The organism is Leeuwenhoekiella sp. MAR_2009_132, assembly GCF_000687915.1.
Taxonomy (GTDB): domain Bacteria; phylum Bacteroidota; class Bacteroidia; order Flavobacteriales; family Flavobacteriaceae; genus Leeuwenhoekiella.
Window position 1 is genome coordinate 353,074 of the sequence record NZ_JHZY01000002.1, and the last position, 17,982, is coordinate 371,055.

12 protein-coding genes are annotated in these 17,982 nt (G+C 37.7%); 8 read left to right on the top strand and 4 right to left on the bottom strand.

Features of this window, described 5'->3' with window-relative positions; genetic code table 11:
* Nucleotides 1-131: 131 nt before the first annotated feature.
* The 6 genes from P164_RS01540 to P164_RS01565 all read left to right on the top strand — a co-directional run bounded on the left by P164_RS01540 (nt 132) and on the right by P164_RS01565 (nt 8,600).
* A complete protein-coding gene (locus tag P164_RS01540) occupies nt 132-623 on the top strand; it encodes an RNA polymerase sigma factor (RefSeq protein ID WP_051621116.1) in 492 nt (163 codons plus the stop codon).
* Nucleotides 607-1,206 (top strand): hypothetical protein, encoded by a 600-nt coding sequence (locus tag P164_RS01545; RefSeq protein WP_028374728.1) that lies wholly within the window; start codon nt 607-609, stop codon nt 1,204-1,206. Before P164_RS01540 ends, P164_RS01545 begins: the two co-directional genes overlap by 17 nt.
* 4 nt (nt 1,207-1,210) lie before the next feature.
* Complete coding sequence (locus tag P164_RS01550; RefSeq protein WP_159105999.1) at nt 1,211-2,926, top strand: DUF4097 family beta strand repeat-containing protein; 1,716 nt, start codon at nt 1,211-1,213, stop codon at nt 2,924-2,926.
* An 88-nt stretch (nt 2,927-3,014) separates the two neighbouring features.
* Nucleotides 3,015-3,713 carry a peptidoglycan DD-metalloendopeptidase family protein gene (locus P164_RS01555; RefSeq protein ID WP_028374729.1) on the top strand — a complete coding sequence of 233 codons (699 nt, stop codon included), beginning with the start codon at nt 3,015-3,017 and terminating at the stop codon, nt 3,711-3,713.
* 278 nt (nt 3,714-3,991) lie between these two features.
* Complete coding sequence (locus tag P164_RS01560; protein WP_028374730.1) at nt 3,992-6,988, top strand: SusC/RagA family TonB-linked outer membrane protein; 2,997 nt, start codon at nt 3,992-3,994, stop codon at nt 6,986-6,988.
* Between the two features lie 10 nt (nt 6,989-6,998).
* On the top strand, nt 6,999-8,600 hold the full coding sequence (locus tag P164_RS01565) for a RagB/SusD family nutrient uptake outer membrane protein (protein WP_081817295.1): 1,602 nt from the start codon (nt 6,999-7,001) through the stop codon (nt 8,598-8,600).
* A gap of 85 nt (nt 8,601-8,685) precedes the next feature.
* On the opposite strand, the gene P164_RS01570 is transcribed toward P164_RS01565, so the two are convergent.
* On the bottom strand, nt 8,686-9,528 hold the full coding sequence (locus P164_RS01570) for an AraC family transcriptional regulator (RefSeq protein WP_028374732.1): 843 nt from the start codon (nt 9,526-9,528) through the stop codon (nt 8,686-8,688).
* A gap of 365 nt (nt 9,529-9,893) precedes the next feature.
* On the opposite strand from P164_RS01570, the gene P164_RS01575 reads away from it, so the two are divergent.
* Complete coding sequence (locus P164_RS01575) at nt 9,894-12,590, top strand: DUF5695 domain-containing protein (RefSeq protein WP_035899285.1); 2,697 nt, start codon at nt 9,894-9,896, stop codon at nt 12,588-12,590.
* Between the two features lie 28 nt (nt 12,591-12,618).
* Here the strand turns inward: P164_RS01575 and P164_RS01580 are convergent, their stop codons facing one another.
* Together P164_RS01580 and P164_RS01585 are read right to left on the bottom strand one after the other, a co-directional pair.
* Entirely contained in the window at nt 12,619-13,251 is a 633-nt protein-coding gene (locus P164_RS01580; RefSeq protein WP_234405807.1) for a DUF1684 domain-containing protein, read from the bottom strand.
* Nucleotides 13,241-14,122, bottom strand: a complete 882-nt coding sequence (locus tag P164_RS01585; protein ID WP_028374735.1) for an AraC family transcriptional regulator — start codon at nt 14,120-14,122, stop codon at nt 13,241-13,243. The genes P164_RS01580 and P164_RS01585 overlap by 11 nt, the downstream gene beginning before the upstream one ends.
* Nucleotides 14,123-14,224: 102 nt before the next feature.
* On the opposite strand from P164_RS01585, the gene P164_RS01590 reads away from it, so the two are divergent.
* Nucleotides 14,225-14,572, top strand: coding sequence for a DUF983 domain-containing protein (locus P164_RS01590; RefSeq protein WP_028374736.1), 348 nt, complete (start codon nt 14,225-14,227; stop codon nt 14,570-14,572).
* A gap of 85 nt (nt 14,573-14,657) precedes the next feature.
* On the opposite strand, the gene P164_RS01595 is transcribed toward P164_RS01590, so the two are convergent.
* Nucleotides 14,658-17,918: a S41 family peptidase gene (locus P164_RS01595; protein WP_028374737.1), complete on the bottom strand. Its 3,261-nt coding sequence runs from the start codon at nt 17,916-17,918 to the stop codon at nt 14,658-14,660.
* Nucleotides 17,919-17,982: the final 64 nt, after the last annotated feature.

Here is a 17,982-nt window from a genome sequence, read left to right on the forward strand (position 1 = left end):
ATTAATCACAATTTTGCAACGCAGGCGAAATAGATTCGTCTTTAGAAAAGGAATTAGCAACTAACCAAACCATCATTTTGCAAATTACCGAAATACTTGAACGATGTAAACAGAACGACAGGCGGGCGCAGATGCAACTGTATAATAAATACAGCCAGGGTATGTACTACGTAGCGTTTCGGTTTTTAAAAAACTCTTTTGAAGCTGAAGAAGCGATGCAGGAGGGTTTTGTAAAAGCGTTTACAAAAATGCATCAATACAATGGAGAGGTGACGTTTGGTGCATGGCTTAAGCGTATTGTGATTAATAAGAGCATAGATATGCTTAAGGCAAAAAAGCTTGAGCTGGTAGCGATAAATGAGCAGGTTTTAGGTACCGTAGATGATGACAATGACTGGGCGGTAGAAGATGGTATCACAGTAGATCAGATTAAGGAAGCTATAGAAGAACTTCCAGAACGGTACCGGTATGCTGTTATGCTCTTCTTAATTGAAGGTTATGACCACCAGGAAATATCTGAAATATTAGAAATCACCGAAGTCGCATCGCGCACACTGGTGCACAGAGGTAAAAAGAAATTACAAGAAAAATTAAAAACAAAATATCATGGCACAGGATATTAGAGAGCTTCTTAAAAATGATTTGAGCGTCCCGTCAGAAGGCTTAAAGCCTAATCATGAAGCTCGATTTAACGCTCGACTTGACGCTAATTTTGGAGCGCAGGCTAAGGCAAAAGCAGAAGGATATCTCTGGATGAAAATTGCTGCAGTATTGGTTGTACTTATTGCCGTTACCGGTTTGCTTTTAAACAATCCGTTTAGTGCTTCCATTCAGCAACAACAACCTACAGAGGCTAATTCTGTAGCGAGTGCAGAAACCACAAAGGTTCAATTAAGTGATTTCTCACCAGAGTATAAGCAAATAGAAGATCGCTATCTGGCAAGCATTCATATGGAGCTGGCGCAGCTAAATGTAAATGATGATAATAAAGCAGTTGTAGATGCTTTTATGGGACAGCTAGAAGAGCTGAATCAGGAGTATGATCGTCTTAATCGTGATCTGGTAGAAACCGGGGTTAACGATCAAAACATACAATCTCTTATAGATAATTTACAGTTTAGGCTAGACCTTTTATTAAAGCTAAAAGAAAAATTGAATGAATTACAAGAATCTCAATTTGATGAGATTAAAACCAACACCGTATAATACAATGAGACTATTTGTTCATTTTTGCGTGCTTACCCTTGTAGTGAATCTTGCTTCACAAGCACAGGCACAAACAACAAACACTAAGTTTAATGAGCGCTTTTCAACGCGTGCAGATGTTACAATTAATGCAGATACACAATATGCAGATGTTGTTTTTGAAAACTGGAATAAAAATGAAGTTGCGGTAGAAGCTGTTATAGAATCTGAAGATCTTTCTAAAGAAGAAATTAATGAGTTATTAAAAGGCTGGCAGGTACAAGTACAGGGCAACAGCAACGCCGTGCAAATACTAAGTAGAGGTGCACCTGCTGCAGTAAATATCGCTTTAAGTGATGTACAAATGCGGGGAGCTAATGATTTAATAGCATCATCTATGCAAATGATGCAGCCTATGATGAAGAATATGTTGAGCCCTATGCTTGAGCAGTTTTCAGGAATGAAATTACCTGTGGAATATTATAAGGGAATGAAAAATATTTCATTTGATTACAATGCATACAAGCGGGATGGGGAGAAGTATTTAGAGCAATATAAAAAGAAGATCGAAGCTAATTTTGGTGAAGACTTTGATGCGGTGATGAAAAAATGGGAACGCAACAATCAAAAGAAAGTTGCTGCAGGACAAGGACTAGCCGGAAGTAGTCTATTAGGAATGCCAAAATCGCCATTCTCAAAGCAAATGAATTTTGATGCGGATGCCTATAAAAGAGATAAGAAAGGCTATGTATCTGCGATGAATAAAAAATATGGTACGAGTGTAAGTGTGTCACAGACCGATAAGTGGCGCGCAGATATGGAAGCCTGGGGAGCAGATTTTAATAAAGATATGAAAGCCTGGGGTGAGCGTTTTGGGAAACAGTTTGGTGGTTCTACCGAAGCTTTAGGGGCTAATTTCAGTAGAGCTTTAGAAAGCGATATGGCGGCTTTAGGACAAAATATAGGTAAAGCTATGGAAGGCTGGAGCGATAGTTTTGCAAAAAAACTTGAGCAAATGGCAGAGCAACAGGGAGGTAATCTTCAGAAAACGGTTACCCGTGATGCTAATGGTAATGTGAGCACGCAAATGACGTATAGTTTTACGGGATCTAATGTTCCTAATGTTGCTAAACCTAAAGGATCATACAAACGTAAGATTGTGGTGCGTATGCCTAATGACGCTAAATTAGATCTTAATGTACGTCACGGTAATATAAAAATTGCTGAGGCTACTAATGCTAAGGTTAATTTGTCGCACGGTGATTTTATTGCCAATACCATTTCTGGAGATAAAACATTTATAAACGTAGCTTATAGCCCTGTTGATGTGGCAACCTGGGATTATGGTACACTGCAGGCGAGTTACACAAAATCCTGTGTGATAGATAAGGCAAAAAGCATCAATATAAATTCAAGAGCAAGCAGTATTGTTATAAATGAATTACAAGATGCAGCGGTTATTACCGGTAGTTTTGGTGAGTTGTCTATACCTAAGTTGGGTAAAAATTTCAAGACTTTAAATATAAGTGTAGAGAATAGTGATGTGGTACTTAATCTGCCAGATACACCTTTCCATTTTAATTTTAACGGTGTACGTAGTCGTTTAAATTATCCAAAAAGTTTAGACGCAAAAGTGATGGAAGGTTATAACAGCAGTATGGTAAATGGTTTTTATAAATCGAGAAATACAGATAGTATAATCGCCATCTCTTCAAAGTTTAGTGATATAGTTTTAAATTAGTTTTAAGTTAATTAGTAAAAAGTCCGTTCCTGCCAGAACGGACTTTTTTTGTGCTTAATAATTTCAATAGAATTGTATTTTTGAGCGTATGCAAACACGAGATTTTTCAGCAGAATTAAGCAAATTAACTTCCGGTTTTACGCCGATAATTGACACCACTTATAAAGCGGAAGATTATAAATTTCTTGATCTTTCGGTAACCAACCCGGTTTTAGAGGAAGTAGATACAAGCTCTGCGGAAGCAATACAGGTTTATATAAATACTTATTTGTCTAAAGTAGGCGGTACTATCGCCTATGGCGGGTATTTAGAAAAACGTAGTATTTACGACCGAAGCCTTTATTTTAGTAATACAGATGAGGTGCTAAAGCGTAATATACATTTGGGGCTTGACATCTGGTGTCCTCAAGGTACAGCGGTTTTAGTACCTGTAAAAGGTATCGTGCATAGCTTTAAAGATAACCGCAATCACGGCGATTATGGCCCGTGTATCGTTTTAGAACATCGTTTTGAAAATCTCACATTTTACACACTTTACGGCCATTTAACTCGATCTTCTTTATCTAATTTAAGCATAGGACAAATGTTTGAGGCAGGTGAAATCCTGGCCCATCTTGGCGTACCCGAAGAAAATGGCGATTACGCTCCGCATTTACACTTTCAGATTATTCGAGATATACAAGGTAATAGGGGTGATTATCCGGGAGTGTCTACGCTTCAGAATCTAGATTTCTACAAGAAAAATTGTCCCGATCCACAATTACTTCTTAAAATCAATACGCTGTAGATTTAGATAAAATCAATTTCAGTTTCCGCAACTTCTTCAATATAAAATGACATAATAGTTTTTAAAAACTACTATTCCTATTGTTAAAAAATTAAGATGAAAGTAGGTAACTAACCGTAAATGATGTTATTTAAGTGAAATACTGTTAAGATAGTATTAGGTTAAGCTAAGATAAAGTTAAAAAAGGATTTCGATCCCTGCTAATTTTATTCCGCAGTTAATGATTCCCTAAGGGGTTATTAATTCTCACGAAGCAACTAACCTAAACTGTCTAACAAATGAGTCAAAAATTAAATCAATTAGTAGTAGCTAAGCGTAAGGCTTATAAAAACAAAGGACATCTTCTCTTTGGTCTATTTCTACTGTGTTCTTTTATTACCCATTCACAACGTATACTTACAGGAACTGTAAAAGATGACAAAGGAGTTTTACTTCCCGGTGTAAACGTAAAGGAGAAAGGTGTTTCAAACGGTTTTATCACAGATTTTGATGGTAATTTTCAGTTAACTACCCAAAATGAGGCTGCAGTTTTAATATTCTCGTATGTAGGATTTGAAACTTTAGAAGTATCAACACAGGGTAAAATAGAATTCAATATCACCTTAAAAGAAAACCTAGAGGCTCTTTCTGAAGTCGTGGTCATAGGTTACGGTACACAAAAGCGGGCAGATGTAACCAGTGCAGTAGCTAGTGTAAAGTCTGAAGACTTTATAGAAGGTAACGTGCGTGACGCAGCCCAACTTGTACAGGGTAAAGTAGCCGGTCTTTCGGTTTCTGCACCTTCTGGAGATCCTACAGCGGGCACGCAAATACAACTAAGAGGGATTGCATCACTTAATGGCAGCAGCGCTCCCTTAATCCTTGTAGATGGTGTTCCCGGAAGTTTACAAACTGTTGCTCCCGAAGATATTGCTTCTATAGACGTTCTTAAAGATGGGTCTGCGACTGCTATTTATGGTACTCGGGGTACAAACGGTGTGATCATTATTACTACCAAAGGGGCAAATAATGATATGCAAAATACAATCGAATATACAGGTAATGTGTCCTTTCAATCTATTAGTAACAATCTCGACTTCTTAAATGCTTCAGAACTTAGAGAGAAGTATGCTGAGGGGTATACGTTTACCGGAGCTAATTTTGAAGATTTTGGTTCAGATACAGACTGGTTAGATGAGATTACTCAAAATGCTGTAAGTACCGTGCACAATGTACTTTTTAGAGGCGGAAACAAAACAACAAACCTGAGTGCTTCGGTTAATTACAGAAACCTGGAAGGAATTTTTATAAATACCAATAACAAACGCTATACCGGTCGTATAGATGTCAACCACGCGATGTTTGACAATAAATTGAAAGCCAATTTTAATGTCGTTCTCAGTGAACAGGAATTTTATACCGGTGGCGATGGTTACAGTTTTAACCCGTATGTGTATCGCCAGGCGCTAATACATAATCCTACTGAGCCCGTGCGTAACGAAGATGGGAGCTGGTTTGAAAGAGATGTGTATTTATACGACAACCCGGTCGCCTATCTAAAAGAGACAGACGGTCAAAACCGTTACCGCAATACGCGATTTACAGGAAGTTTAGCTTATTCTCCCATAGAAGATTTAACCATTCAAGGTTTATATACGCGTAAAGGAAATTCAAATATACGAGGCTATTACGAGAGTAAGAATCACGTTTCTACTACAAAAAATGGTGTTGAAGGCTATGCTTCAAGAGGTACCGATGATTATGTGGGAGATTATGGGCAGATTACCTTAGACTACAAGAAAAATATTGGTCTTCATAAAATCACAGCGCTTGCGGGTTATAACTATGAGAAAAATGTAAATGAAGGTTTTTACGCAAATAACCGCAACTTCCCATCAGATGCATATACTTACAACAATCTTGGTATTGGACAGGGGCTTCCGTTAGGTGAAGCAGGTATGGGTAGTTATAAAAACTCAGACAAGCTTATTGCATTTTTTGGTCGATTAACTTACAACTACGATGATAAATATCTGTTTATGGCAAGTTTGCGTCATGAAGGTTCGTCGCGTTTTGGCGCAGATAACAAATGGGGAAGTTTTCCGGGAGTTTCTGCAGGATGGCGTATTAATGAGGAAGAATTTATGAAAGATGCCAAGTGGGTAAACAACCTTAAATTAAGAGGAGGTTTTGGTATCACAGGTATAAATGCAGGAAGTTCGTATCAATCTTTAAGTAGCTTAAATTATAGTAATTACTTCTATTATAACGGCAGGTGGTTACGCGAATTAATTCCGTCAAGAAATCCAAACCCGGATCTTAAATGGGAGAAAAAAGAAGAATTTAATATAGGTCTTGATTTTGACCTATTTGATGGTCGCTTAGGTGGTGCATTAGATTATTACAACCGTCACACTAAAGATGCACTCTATAATTACGATGTGCCCACACCTCCCTATTTGTACAGCAGCATTACGGCTAACGTTGCTGAGGTGAGCAATGTAGGTTTTGAAGCGTTGTTAACCGTTTTACCGGTACAGACCGAAAACTTCAACTGGAATTCAACGTTTACCTATTCTACAAATAAAAATGAGTTAGTGTCTTTATCTAATGATCAGTTTCAGACAACAAATGATTTTTTCTACACTGGTTACACGGGTGAGCCCATTCAACTTTCTACGCACATCGTACAGGTAGGAGAGAGCATCGGTAATTTCTACGGATTAAAAAGTGTAGATATTTCAGATGAGGGAATCTGGTTAGTAGAGAATGCTGATGGGGAGATTATACCTGCTACAGAATCTTCTACTGCAGACCGCCAGGTTTTAGGAAACGGGTTACCTAAACATTATTTAAGCTGGAATAATACCTTCAATTATAAAAACTGGGATTTAAATGTGAATATGCGCGGAGCTTTTGGGTTTCAGATATTAAACTTTTCAAGAATGTTTTATGAGAATCCTACCATAGGTTACAATGTTCTTGATACTGCTTTTGATGAGGTATATGGTAAAGCTGTGCTCTCTGATGTACAGCGATTTGTGAGTTACTATGTTGAAGATGGTGATTACTGGAAAATAGATAACGTGACTTTGGGATATACCGTTAATACAGATAAAAGCGACATCATTAAGCGCTTGCGGGTATTTGCATCTGGTTTAAATCTTGTAACACTTACTGGCTACAAAGGTATAGACCCTGAGGTTAACAGATCTGGCTTATCTCCGGGTAATGATGAGCGGGATAAATATCCTACCACACGCACATTTAGTTTAGGAGTGAACGTAACGTTTTAATAAAAAGACTATGAAAACTATATTTAAGCATATCGTATTAAAAAGATCATTTACAATGCCGGTTTTGGGGTTGTTCGTTTCCCTATCATTTTTAGCCTGTACAAATCTTGAAGAAGAGGTATTTTCAGAAATTACCGAAGATTCATTTGTGCCTGCAGATGAGGATATTGTAGCATTAACAGCTTCTGCCTATACACCCTTACGCTATATTATGAGCTGGCAGGGGTTGTTTGATGTGCAGGAAGAGTCTGGTGATACCTTTATAACCCCTACGCGACCTAACGGTTGGGATGACGGTGGTACGTACAAAAGAATGCATTTTCACACGTGGGATGAGACGCAATATCAACCTAGAAATACATGGCTCACTTGCTTTAGAGGTGTAAATAATATCAACAGGGTGATTTCACAGCTAGAGTCGGGCTCCCTTCCTGTAACCCCAGAACAGGCCGCAACAGTAATTTCAGAATTGAGAGCGTTACGAGGATTGTATTATTCAATATTATTAGATACCCACGGAAATGTGCCAATACTCAAAGATTTTAGTGATGAAATTCCACAACAAAGCACGCGGCAGGAAGTGTATGATTTTGTAGTTTCAGAACTTACTGAAGTTATTCCTGATCTTTCTGAAACCGTAGATGCTACTACCTATGGCAGATTAACGAAGTTTGCCGCTATGCAAATTTTAGCTCGGGTATATTTAAATGCCGAGGTGTACACAGGTACTGCAAAATGGGCAGAATGTTTAGCGCTTTGTAATCAAATTATAGATTCTGGAGCTTATGAACTCGATACAGATTATGGTGCAATTTTTACTACTGAAAATCAAAACTCTCCTGAAATTGTTTTTGCTATTCCTTACGATCAAATCTATGCAGGAGAGTGGAATCAACATATGAAAATGTTACTGCCCAGTCACCGCGATGTTTTTAAAATGCAATCACAGCCCTGGGGAGGGAGTAGTGCAAATCCACAAATTATAAATAGTTATGAAAGTGGTGATAAACGCCTTGAAGAAACCTGGTTAGTAGGTGATCAAAAAAATGCCGATACCGGTGAGACCTTATTTACGCTGGTAAATTTTATGCCCAGTATTTATTTCTGTGAATTTGAAGAAGGTTTACGTTGCCATAAATACGACATTGCCCCGGGATCTAATAGTAGATTAAGTAACGACTTCCCTCTGTTTAGATATACAGATGTTTTAATGATGAAGGCTGAAACATTATTACGTACAAACCGGGCAGATGAGGCAGCTCTAATTGTAAGTAATGTACGAAGCAGAGCTTTTGATAATGCTGCAGATGCTATAGTTACGGGAGCAGAATTAATGGGCGATACAACGGTAGAATATGGTGTTTTAGGTGAGGACGGTAGTGTTACAGATGCCGGAGACACGACACCGGTTGTCTACGGCAGGTTTTTAGATGAACTAGCCTGGGAGTTTACGGCCGAAGCACGACGTAGAACAGATATGATTCGTTTTGGAGTATACCAGACAAAAAGCTGGTATAACCACACTCCTAAGGGTAATCATACCACGCTTTTTCCCATAGGATTAGAAGAGTTAAATACAAATCCTAATCTTAAACAAAATACAGGATATTAATTGGTTTATTTATCTGAATTGCTGAAGCGGACAATTTTAAAAAATTGTCCGCTTTTTTATGATCTAAATAGAAATGTTATTTGGGTTACATACTTAATCGAAACTGCGTAGGTGTCATTGCTTTGATCTCTTTAAATTTTCTATTGAAATTAGCTATATTCTGAAAACCACAACGCTCAGAAACTTCTGCAACCGGAAGTTCTTTTTCCTTATAAAGCAGTTTACAGGCATATTCTATGCGCAACTCAATTAAAAACTGAAGAAAGGTTTTATTGGTACGTTTTTTAAAATATCTGCAAAAAGCATTCTTACTCATATTGGCTTTTTCAGCAATTGTTTCAAGTGTGATATTTTCTTTAAAATGATCTAATGTGTATTGAAAAACATCACTCATACGTTTACCTTCAACTTCTGTGTATTTTTTATGATAAACAAATGATGAAAGGGGTTTCTTTTCTGCACGTAAAATAATTTCAAGAATTTGAAGCAGATTTGCAATACGTTCAATACGGTTTTGATGTTTTAGTTTATTAAACTTTTTAAGGAGTTTGTTTTTATAGGAAGTTACTTTAATTCCGTATTCAGACTGATCGAAAAAACTGTCGATTTCAGATAAATCGGTGAGTTTAAAGAACTCGTTACCAAAAGAATTTTTAGTAAAAAAAAGTGTGTACATAATTGATAGATCATCGGTATTGCGATCACTTCTAAACACGTGCGGAATATGCTCTCCTATTATGAGTATGTCATTTTCCTGGTATTCATTTATTGTATCTCCCAAGATTAAACTTCCAGATCCTTTAACAATATAACTTATCTGTATTTCTTCATGCTCATGAAGTTTATCATAAAAAAAATGCTCCCGATCTTCTTGATATACAAGAGCTTCTTTACCGGGTTTTGGGATTTTAAAGGGAAGAACTTTCATATGAAGGGGAATTATAAATAAGTATATTGTAGAAATTACACTTATTTATAATGCAAGTCAATACATGAGATAATATAGTATCAATATCGGTTACTTATGGCGCTATTTTTAGGTTTTTTAAGACTCGATTCTAAAAATCACTAGAGGCATAATTTTAAATGTTTTCAATACATTGATATCACATTGGCGATTTTAGTAGAAGAGATCTTAATTTCAGGGTAATATACTATGTGCATCAGCTAACATCAGCACAAATAAAATCTGCAGGAATCTTTTATTTTAGGGGTGTGTTTAGAATTAATTGACATCTTATTTAAAGCATTTTCTAGTTACACAACCGTAAAGCTCAAAAAATCAATTTAAGAATGACGTATAAAAAAATACTACTCTCTGTTCTACTAATTACAAGTACAACCTTACATAATGTTCAGGCTCAGAAATATTGGGATAAGATCAAAGAAAAAGAATCTACTCTAGGTTTAGAAAAAGGTTTTGAAAGCTATGAGACCGCACATTTTATTTTAAAACTGGTTAAAGCTTCTCAAACAGTAGCATCTTTAGCGCCAAAATCAAATCCCGATTTTGATTTTACACCCGGCGAGCGTTTAGAATTGCGCTCTAAAGATGGTTTGTATCAATTAGGTGATATTAATTTTAGATTACGCAATACAGATTCTCTAACGTGGCGCTCGTATTCTACAGCAGTCAAACGTAAAGCAGTAACGCCTGTTAATAAAGAAGGTACATTGGCAGCAGCCAATCTTTCTGCAACGCTGGCAGACGATTTACCACTTGATGTCATACGTTATTATGCTCTTGATAAAGAAGATTTAATTCTGGGATTTGAATTTAAAAATACAACCAATTTTAATGTTGAACTGGGCGCATTAGGTATACCTATGGTATTCAACAATATTCTTGAAGGGCATTCTCTTGATGAAGCACACGCAAAAAATGTATTTTTTGATCCTTATATAGGTGAAGATGCCGGGTATCTTGAGGTTAAAAAATTAGATGGCAATGATGAGGTGCTCTTAGTATTACCTGAAGAGAATATGCCTTTTGAAGCGTACAGACCTTTACTAGACGACGAGACACCGCGCAGTATAGTTTTTGAAGGCTTTCACGAGTGGATGCCGTTAAGCAAGGCGTATGCAGATAAAGAATGGCTTGGTGTTTCACAATGGAATACCCCTACTTCCGTTGTGATTAAACCGGGCGAGACTAGAACTTTTTCTTTAAAGTTTACACTTGCACCTTCAGTTAAAGAGGTTCAGCAAACGCTTATATCAAATAAAGTACCGGTTGCAGTAGGCATCCCGGGCTATGTGATTCCGCAGAATGTAAATGCTACATTGTTTTTAAATTATACTGCTGCAGTAACTGCTTTTGATGTTTTTCCTAAAGGATCACTTTCAATAGAAAAGAAGGAATCCACAGCTAACGGTTATGCCACGTATGCCGTTAAAGGAGAACAGTGGGGAAGGAGTAGACTTACCATTACTTATGCAGATGGTAAACAGCAAACCGTAAATTATAAGATTATAAAAGCGGAAGATGAGCTGGTAACTGATTTTGGTAATTTTTTATTTGATAAACAGTGGTACACAAATAAAGAAGACCTGTTCAAAAGGGCTCCTTCTCTAATTTCTTACGATTATGAAACAAAGCGACAGGTTACTGAAGATTCCCGTGCATGGATTGCCGGTTTAAGTGATGAAGGTGGTGCTGGCAGTTGGTTGGGAGGGATTATGAAGCAGCTTATAAAACCAGATCAGCAACAAGTAGCAAAGCTTGAAGATTTTATACATCAAACCATCTGGGGCAAACTGCAATACGATACGGGTGAAAATAAATATGGCGTGCGTAAAAGTTTATATTATTATGAGCCCGAGCAAATGCCGGCGGGAACGTATAGCGATACCATTAATTACAAAACCTGGGCGGCATGGAGTAAGGAAGGTGCAGATGATCCCGGAAGATCCTACAACTATCCGCATGTGGTGGCTGCTTACTGGACGATGTACCGTCTGGCACGATACCACGATGGGCTGGTAATACAACAAAACTGGGAGTGGTATTTAGACCAGGCATATAAAACTATTTTGGCAATGAGTCGTCTTGCACCGTATTATGCGCAATTTGGACAAATGGAAGGTTCGGTTTTTGTTAAAGTTTTAGACGATTTAAAACGCGAGAAACTCACAGAAAAGGCAAATACGCTGGAGCTGGAAATGAGAAAAAGAGCTGAGCATTGGGAAACCCTTTCATACCCTTTTGGTAGTGAGATGCCGTGGGATTCTACCGGTCAGGAAGAGGTGTATATGTGGTCAGATTATTTTGGTTTTGATGCAAAAGCAGCAGTAACATTAAATGCAATTTTAGCCTATATGCCAGTAATGCCACACTGGGCATACAATGGTAATGCACGCAGATATTGGGATTTTCTGTACGGTGGCAAATTAACACGGGTAGAACGCCAAATTCATCACTATGGTTCAGGAATGAATGCCATACCTGTATTAGATGCCTATCGTAAAAATCCCACAGATTTACACTTACTCAAAGTAGGTTATGGAGGCTTGCTGGGTTCTGTTTCTAATATTACTGAAGATGGTTTTGGGCCTGCAGCATTTCACAGTTATCCTTCAACGTTAGAAATTGATTATTTATCTGGTGATTACGGCTCCAACTTTTTTGGATATGCTATAAATACTTCCTCTTATTTAGTTAAAGATCCCGGTTTTGGGTGGCTAGCCTTTGGCGGAAACATTACCGAAACAGATGATACACTATATCTAGAGCTAACTACGGCGGCTAAAAATGCCGTATTTATTGAGCCTTTAGGTTTGTGGATAACGCTTGATGCAGGACAGATAGAAGCAGTTACTTACACGAAAAATACACAGACTGTAGAACTGCAATTAGCAGCAAAAGATGATTTTACTCCTCAAGCATATATTCATCTTTCTGAAGGTTTTACCTTAAACTATCCTAAAGAACGGGAGGCTTATGTGATTCCTTTAAAAAATAAATCAACGTCTATTTCTATCAAAAAATAGGAATTCGTTTGAGTAAAGAAAACTAGTATTATTTGTGACCTACAGGGCTCATTACACCGGCTTTAATTTCAATTTTTAAATCGTTGTTTTCAGGTGGTATGGGACAGGAATAGTTGGGACTGTAGGCACAAAACGGATTGTAGGCTTTATTAAAATCGATGATGATGGTATCTCCCTCAGGAATTCTCAAATCGATATATCTGCCGGCACCATAGGTTTCTAAACCGCTGGTATAATCGGTGATGGGCAAGAAGAGATAATCTTTATATTCAGGAATTTCGCGTAAAGACTGTGATTGATAAACTGTTAATTGGTAAGGTTTTCCAAATAATTCGAATTTTGCAAGCGCATAGGTGTCGTATTTTTTTACCACGCCAGAAGAGGTTTGAAAATCTATAGTTATAGGATTTGCAATACGCTCAAATGAGGCCTTTACACGATAGTTTTCATCAATAGGATAAAAAGTGTGCGTGGTGAATTGCTCAATTTCTTCTGCGGTAAGTGGCGATTCTTCGGGGTTTTTATATTCAGCATTTAAATCGCTTTGAAAGGTCAAAATTTCTTTTTCATAATCGGTTTGTGCGTTTAAATTTCCGCAGTAAATAATTAAGAGTGAAATATAAAGTGCTGTTTTAATCATTGTAAATGTTTTAATGCGCATATAGGTTTTTAAACGATAAGGGGGTTTGATTTGTTTTCGCTTTAAAAATACGCGAGAAATAGGCATAATCTTCAAAGCCCAGAAGTTCAGAGATTTCATTTAGTGAATTTGAAGTATGCACCATAAGTCGCTTCGCTTCTAGTAAGGTACGTTCACTTATTAAATCTGTTGTGGTTTTGTCAAGAATAGTTTTGATAATGCGATTGAGATGTTTTGTGGTGATATTGAGTTTCTCAGCATAAAATGAAGCTGACTTTTCTTGTCTAAAGTGAATGTGTAATAATTTTTCAAATTCTTTCAAAATATGCACGTAATGAGCAGAAACTGTAGTGTTTTCTTCAGGTTCTCCGGTAATATAAAGCCGTGCCAGATCTATATAGGTAAGATTTATAAGGCTTAGTATTTTTTCAGTTTTATAAATGGCTGTTTCCAGATACGCTGTATAAATCTCTTTAAAGCGATTAATCAGTTGCGGAAGTTGCTTATGACTAAGAGTGATGGCGGGTGTATTATTTATAGAATAATAAAACGGAAAATGCTCAAGCCGCTGCTGCGGAAAGGCCATCTCAAAAGCAGCTAGTGTATGAAAAAAAATATAGCCTTGTGGTTGCGAAGTAAATTTCCAGAAATGAGTTTGCCCGGGATTAAGAAAAAACACAGAACCCGGTACTATGGCATATTGTGTAAAATCTATTTCGTGCGTGCCCGTACCTTCGGTAAAAATAACGCACAAGTAAAAATTATGCGTATGCGGTTTGTGTACCAGTTTTTCATTGTCTCGTATATGCTTTGCAAAATCGTTAGCATATAATTCTGAAGCATTAAAATTGTGGTCAAATGCTTCAATTTGTAAAACCGGAATTCGTTTCATAGAATTAGTTATGTCCTAAAAGTACAAAAAAGGAGGACATCGGTATAAGTCCTGTTGTGGTTTGTAAGTCTAATTTTGCTTTACAAATTAACCACTTCTGTTATGAGTTTACTAGATATCCTAAAGTTTAAATGTCCTAATTGTAAAGAGGGAGCTATTTTTGAATCTAACCAACAGTTGTTTGCACTGCATATTCCTAAAATGCATACACGTTGTAAGAAATGTAACCGCAAATTTGAAATTGAATCAGGCTTTTTTATAGGTGCGATGTATGTGAGTTATGGGTTAACAGTAGCAGAATTTCTAGCTGTTTTTATTCTTTGTTATTTTGTATTTCAGACTTCATTAATAACCGCTTTTCTTTTTGTTGTGGGTGTTATTTTACTTACCAGTACGCTAAATTTTAAACTTGCACGTACGCTGTGGATTTATATGTTTTACTCCAAATAGGGAATACATTTAGTATCACAGGCAGTGCTACATAAAAAAATCCTGATCGTTAGATCAGGATTTTAAAGCTAAAAGTGGGTATTATTTAGTTTTTTGTTTTTATAGGATAGGATGGAGTAGTCAATCCTTTTGGGGGATTCTCTTTCAGCTGTTTTAAGATGATTTCAATCGCTTTTTCAAGCTGGGGGTCTTTCCCGGCAATTACTTCTTTTGGCGTTTGCTCTACTTCTACATCTGGTGGCGTACCTACATTTTCAATACCAAAACCTTCTTCATTATAGAAAGCCACATTAGGAGCTGTTACAATCCCACCATCTATAAATTCAGGATAACCCAAAACTCCTACCAGACCACCCCAGGTGCGTTTACCTACTAATGTTCCCAGATTGTTTCTACGGAATAAATAGGGTAAATAATCTCCTCCAGAACCCGCGGTTTCATCGATTAGCATCACCTTAGGGCCTTGTATAGAAGCGCTTGGGGCTTTCATATCACTGCCGTATCTAAAGTTCCAGTAGCTCTGCATCGGTTTGTTAAGCAAATCAATTACATAATCTGCTAATTGCCCGCCACCATTAAAACGTTCATCAATAATAATTGCTTTTTTATCTGCCTGCGGGTAAAAATAGCGTTTAAAATACTCGTGACCTCCGGTTGCTGTATTGGGTACATATACATAAGCAACCTGGCCATTTGTAGCCTCATTTACTTTTTTAATATTGCCTTCTACCCAGTCGCGGTTACGCAGGCTCATTTCTGAATCTATAGCGGTTACCTGCTCTTCGTGTGCGTTATTTCCGTTAGGATTTGCAGAAAGGGTAAGTGTTACAATTTGGCCGGCTTTGTTTTCAAAAAAGCTATAGAAATTATCTGAAGAAGTAACTTCTTGACCATCTACTTTAATTACATACTCGCCAGTTTTAGCAGAAATCCCGGGTTCGGTAAGAGGAGCGCGCAAATCTGGATTCCAGTTGAGGCCGCCATATATTTTTGAAATTTGATATCTTCCGTTCTTCACAACATAATCTGCTCCCAGAAGGCCACCGCTAATTTCTTCTTTTTCAATACGGTTATCGCCGCGGTAATCAAAACGGTGATGTCCTACCGAAAGCTCTGCGAACATCCAGCCCATCATGCGATACAAATCGCTTTTTGTAGTTACATCTGGTAAAAAGATTTCGTATTGTTTTTTCATCGCTTCCCAGTCAACACCATGCATAGCAGGATCGTAAAAATAATCGCGGTTTACACGCCAGGCCTCGTTAAAGATATTTGCCCATTCTTGTTTAGGATTTATTTTAATCTGTATGGCTTCTAAATCTAGCGGTGGGTTATCAGCTTTTTTACCAGTCTCTGAAACAAACCAGCTACCGCCATTATAGTACATCATTTTTTTACCGTCTGAGCTAATCTCATAGGAGTTGGTTTCTACGATCTCCTCATCCTCCTGTTCTGCTAAATCATATTTGTGTAGCATCACGGCGTCATCGTGAGCGGGATAGGACAGGTAAAATAAAACACCTTCTTCTGGTACCGAAAGTGAGCCGTAATAACCACTGCCTACAGGAATGGCAACCATTCTGTTTAAAATACCATCCCAGTCAATTTTTAAGGTAGGAACAGCCTTTTCTTTTTTATCATCTTCGGAAGCTTTTTCTTCTTTTTCGGCTTCTGCTTTAGCAATTACTTCAACATCATTTTCTTTTGCAAAAGGTGATTTTACATCATTCTGAAGTGTTATTAAATACAAAGAGTTTGAAGCTTCCATATCCTGATTAGACTGGTCAAACCAGTTCACCACCGGCCCAGCATCTGTAGAGGCGGTTAGGTATAAATACTTACCGCTAGGGTCAAATGTAGGATTTGCAACATTTGAGAGTCCGTCTGAAATAGGATACGATTTATTTTCGCTTTGCGAAAAAAGATAGGCCTGTTCAAAATTAGTATTGGTAATTAAAGTATAGGCGAGCCAATTAGAATCTGCAGACCAGCTCCCAAATAAATCCCGGTAAACTCCCGGCTGATACAAGATATCCTGGGCTACTTTTTGTGTTTTTCCGGTAGCAACAGTGGTGATGTATAAATTTCTGCCATTATCTACATAAGCTACTTTTTTACTATCTGGCGACCAGTGAATGTATGCATAAAAACCGGTACCCTCTAGCTGAATGCTTTTTGCAGCTGCGGTGCTATTTTGATCTTTAACGTGCAAAGCATACTCACCGCTTGCGTCAGAAAAATAAGCGATAGACTTGCCATCTGGCGACCATTTGGGGTAGTTTTCGTGTACTCCTGGAGTTTGTGTAAGATTTGCCACGTCTCCTTTTTCTGCAGGGACAGTTACTATTTCTCCTCTAAAATCTACTACAACTCGTGCCCCTGAAGGAGAAATACCACCGCTACGTACATAATCACTTCCGCTTACAAAACGCTCGCGAAGCTCTAGCAAATCTGTTGCGATGCCTATAGTGAGTTTATTTAATGATTTTGTAGATGTGTTATAACTGTGTAAGTATCCTGCCTGCTCGAGTATAAGAATTCCTGCGCTGTTTACATCAAGATCTTGCAAGCCAAAATTTATGAAATCTGTGTGGCGTGTTATTTTTTGTGAAGCCAGATCGTAGCTATATAAATTAAACTCGCCATCGCGATCACTTTTAAAATATACCGAACTCCCAGAGAATACCGGTTGCGCATCATTACTACCATCTGTAGGTTTAGGGATCTCAACAACTTCTTTAGTAGCAGTGTCAAAAATAAAAATACGCGATTGGGTACCACCACGATAATGTTTCCACTGGTTAAAACGATCTGGAATAGGCGTGTAGGCAATGTATTTGCCATCATCTGAATAACTGGCCCAGTAGGCATTAGGTATTTCTAGTTGTGTGGTATGCCCTCCTTCTATAGGAACTGTAAATAGTTGTGCATATCTATTTGTAAATAAAGACCGTTGAGATGCAAAAAGCACATGTTTACCATCTGGCGTAAAATCGCGCACCCAGTCTGAGTAAGGATGGTAAGTAAGTCGTTTAGGCACACCGCCGGTAGTGGCTACAGTAAAAACATCTGTATTGCCATCATATTCTGCACTAAATGCAATCGTCTTGCCGTCTGGTGAGAAAACCGGGTTTGACTCTATTCCTTCGTCAATAGTTAATCTACGAGGTTGAGAACCATCTTTATTAGCTACCCATAAATCTTCAGCATAAATGAAAGCGATATGATTTATACTTATAGCAGGCTCGTGCATAAGCCGCGTATCTATGGTGTTAACCTCCTGTGCAAATCCCGCAATACCTAAGGAAATTGCCAGGATACTTAAAATTTGACTTTTAAAATTCATGTGTTGATTTTGATTGATTTTGAGTTTGTAGTTTAATATCTTAAATGAATGTTTTAGACTTGCT

Bases quoted from the DNA above. Each gene is read 5' to 3' on its own strand.
- P164_RS01540 (WP_051621116.1), top strand. From the start codon at position 132: ATGCAACTGTATAATAAATACAGCCAGGGTATGTACTACGTAGCGTTT.
- P164_RS01545 (WP_028374728.1), top strand. From the start codon at position 607: ATGGCACAGGATATTAGAGAGCTTCTTAAAAATGATTTGAGCGTCCCG.
- P164_RS01550 (WP_159105999.1), top strand. From the start codon at position 1,211: ATGAGACTATTTGTTCATTTTTGCGTGCTTACCCTTGTAGTGAATCTT.
- P164_RS01555 (WP_028374729.1), top strand. From the start codon at position 3,015: ATGCAAACACGAGATTTTTCAGCAGAATTAAGCAAATTAACTTCCGGT.
- P164_RS01560 (WP_028374730.1), top strand. From the start codon at position 3,992: ATGAGTCAAAAATTAAATCAATTAGTAGTAGCTAAGCGTAAGGCTTAT.
- P164_RS01565 (WP_081817295.1), top strand. From the start codon at position 6,999: ATGAAAACTATATTTAAGCATATCGTATTAAAAAGATCATTTACAATG.
- P164_RS01570 (WP_028374732.1), bottom strand. From the start codon at position 9,528: ATGAAAGTTCTTCCCTTTAAAATCCCAAAACCCGGTAAAGAAGCTCTT.
- P164_RS01575 (WP_035899285.1), top strand. From the start codon at position 9,894: ATGACGTATAAAAAAATACTACTCTCTGTTCTACTAATTACAAGTACA.
- P164_RS01580 (WP_234405807.1), bottom strand. From the start codon at position 13,251: ATGCGCATTAAAACATTTACAATGATTAAAACAGCACTTTATATTTCA.
- P164_RS01585 (WP_028374735.1), bottom strand. From the start codon at position 14,122: ATGAAACGAATTCCGGTTTTACAAATTGAAGCATTTGACCACAATTTT.
- P164_RS01590 (WP_028374736.1), top strand. From the start codon at position 14,225: ATGAGTTTACTAGATATCCTAAAGTTTAAATGTCCTAATTGTAAAGAG.
- P164_RS01595 (WP_028374737.1), bottom strand. From the start codon at position 17,918: ATGAATTTTAAAAGTCAAATTTTAAGTATCCTGGCAATTTCCTTAGGT.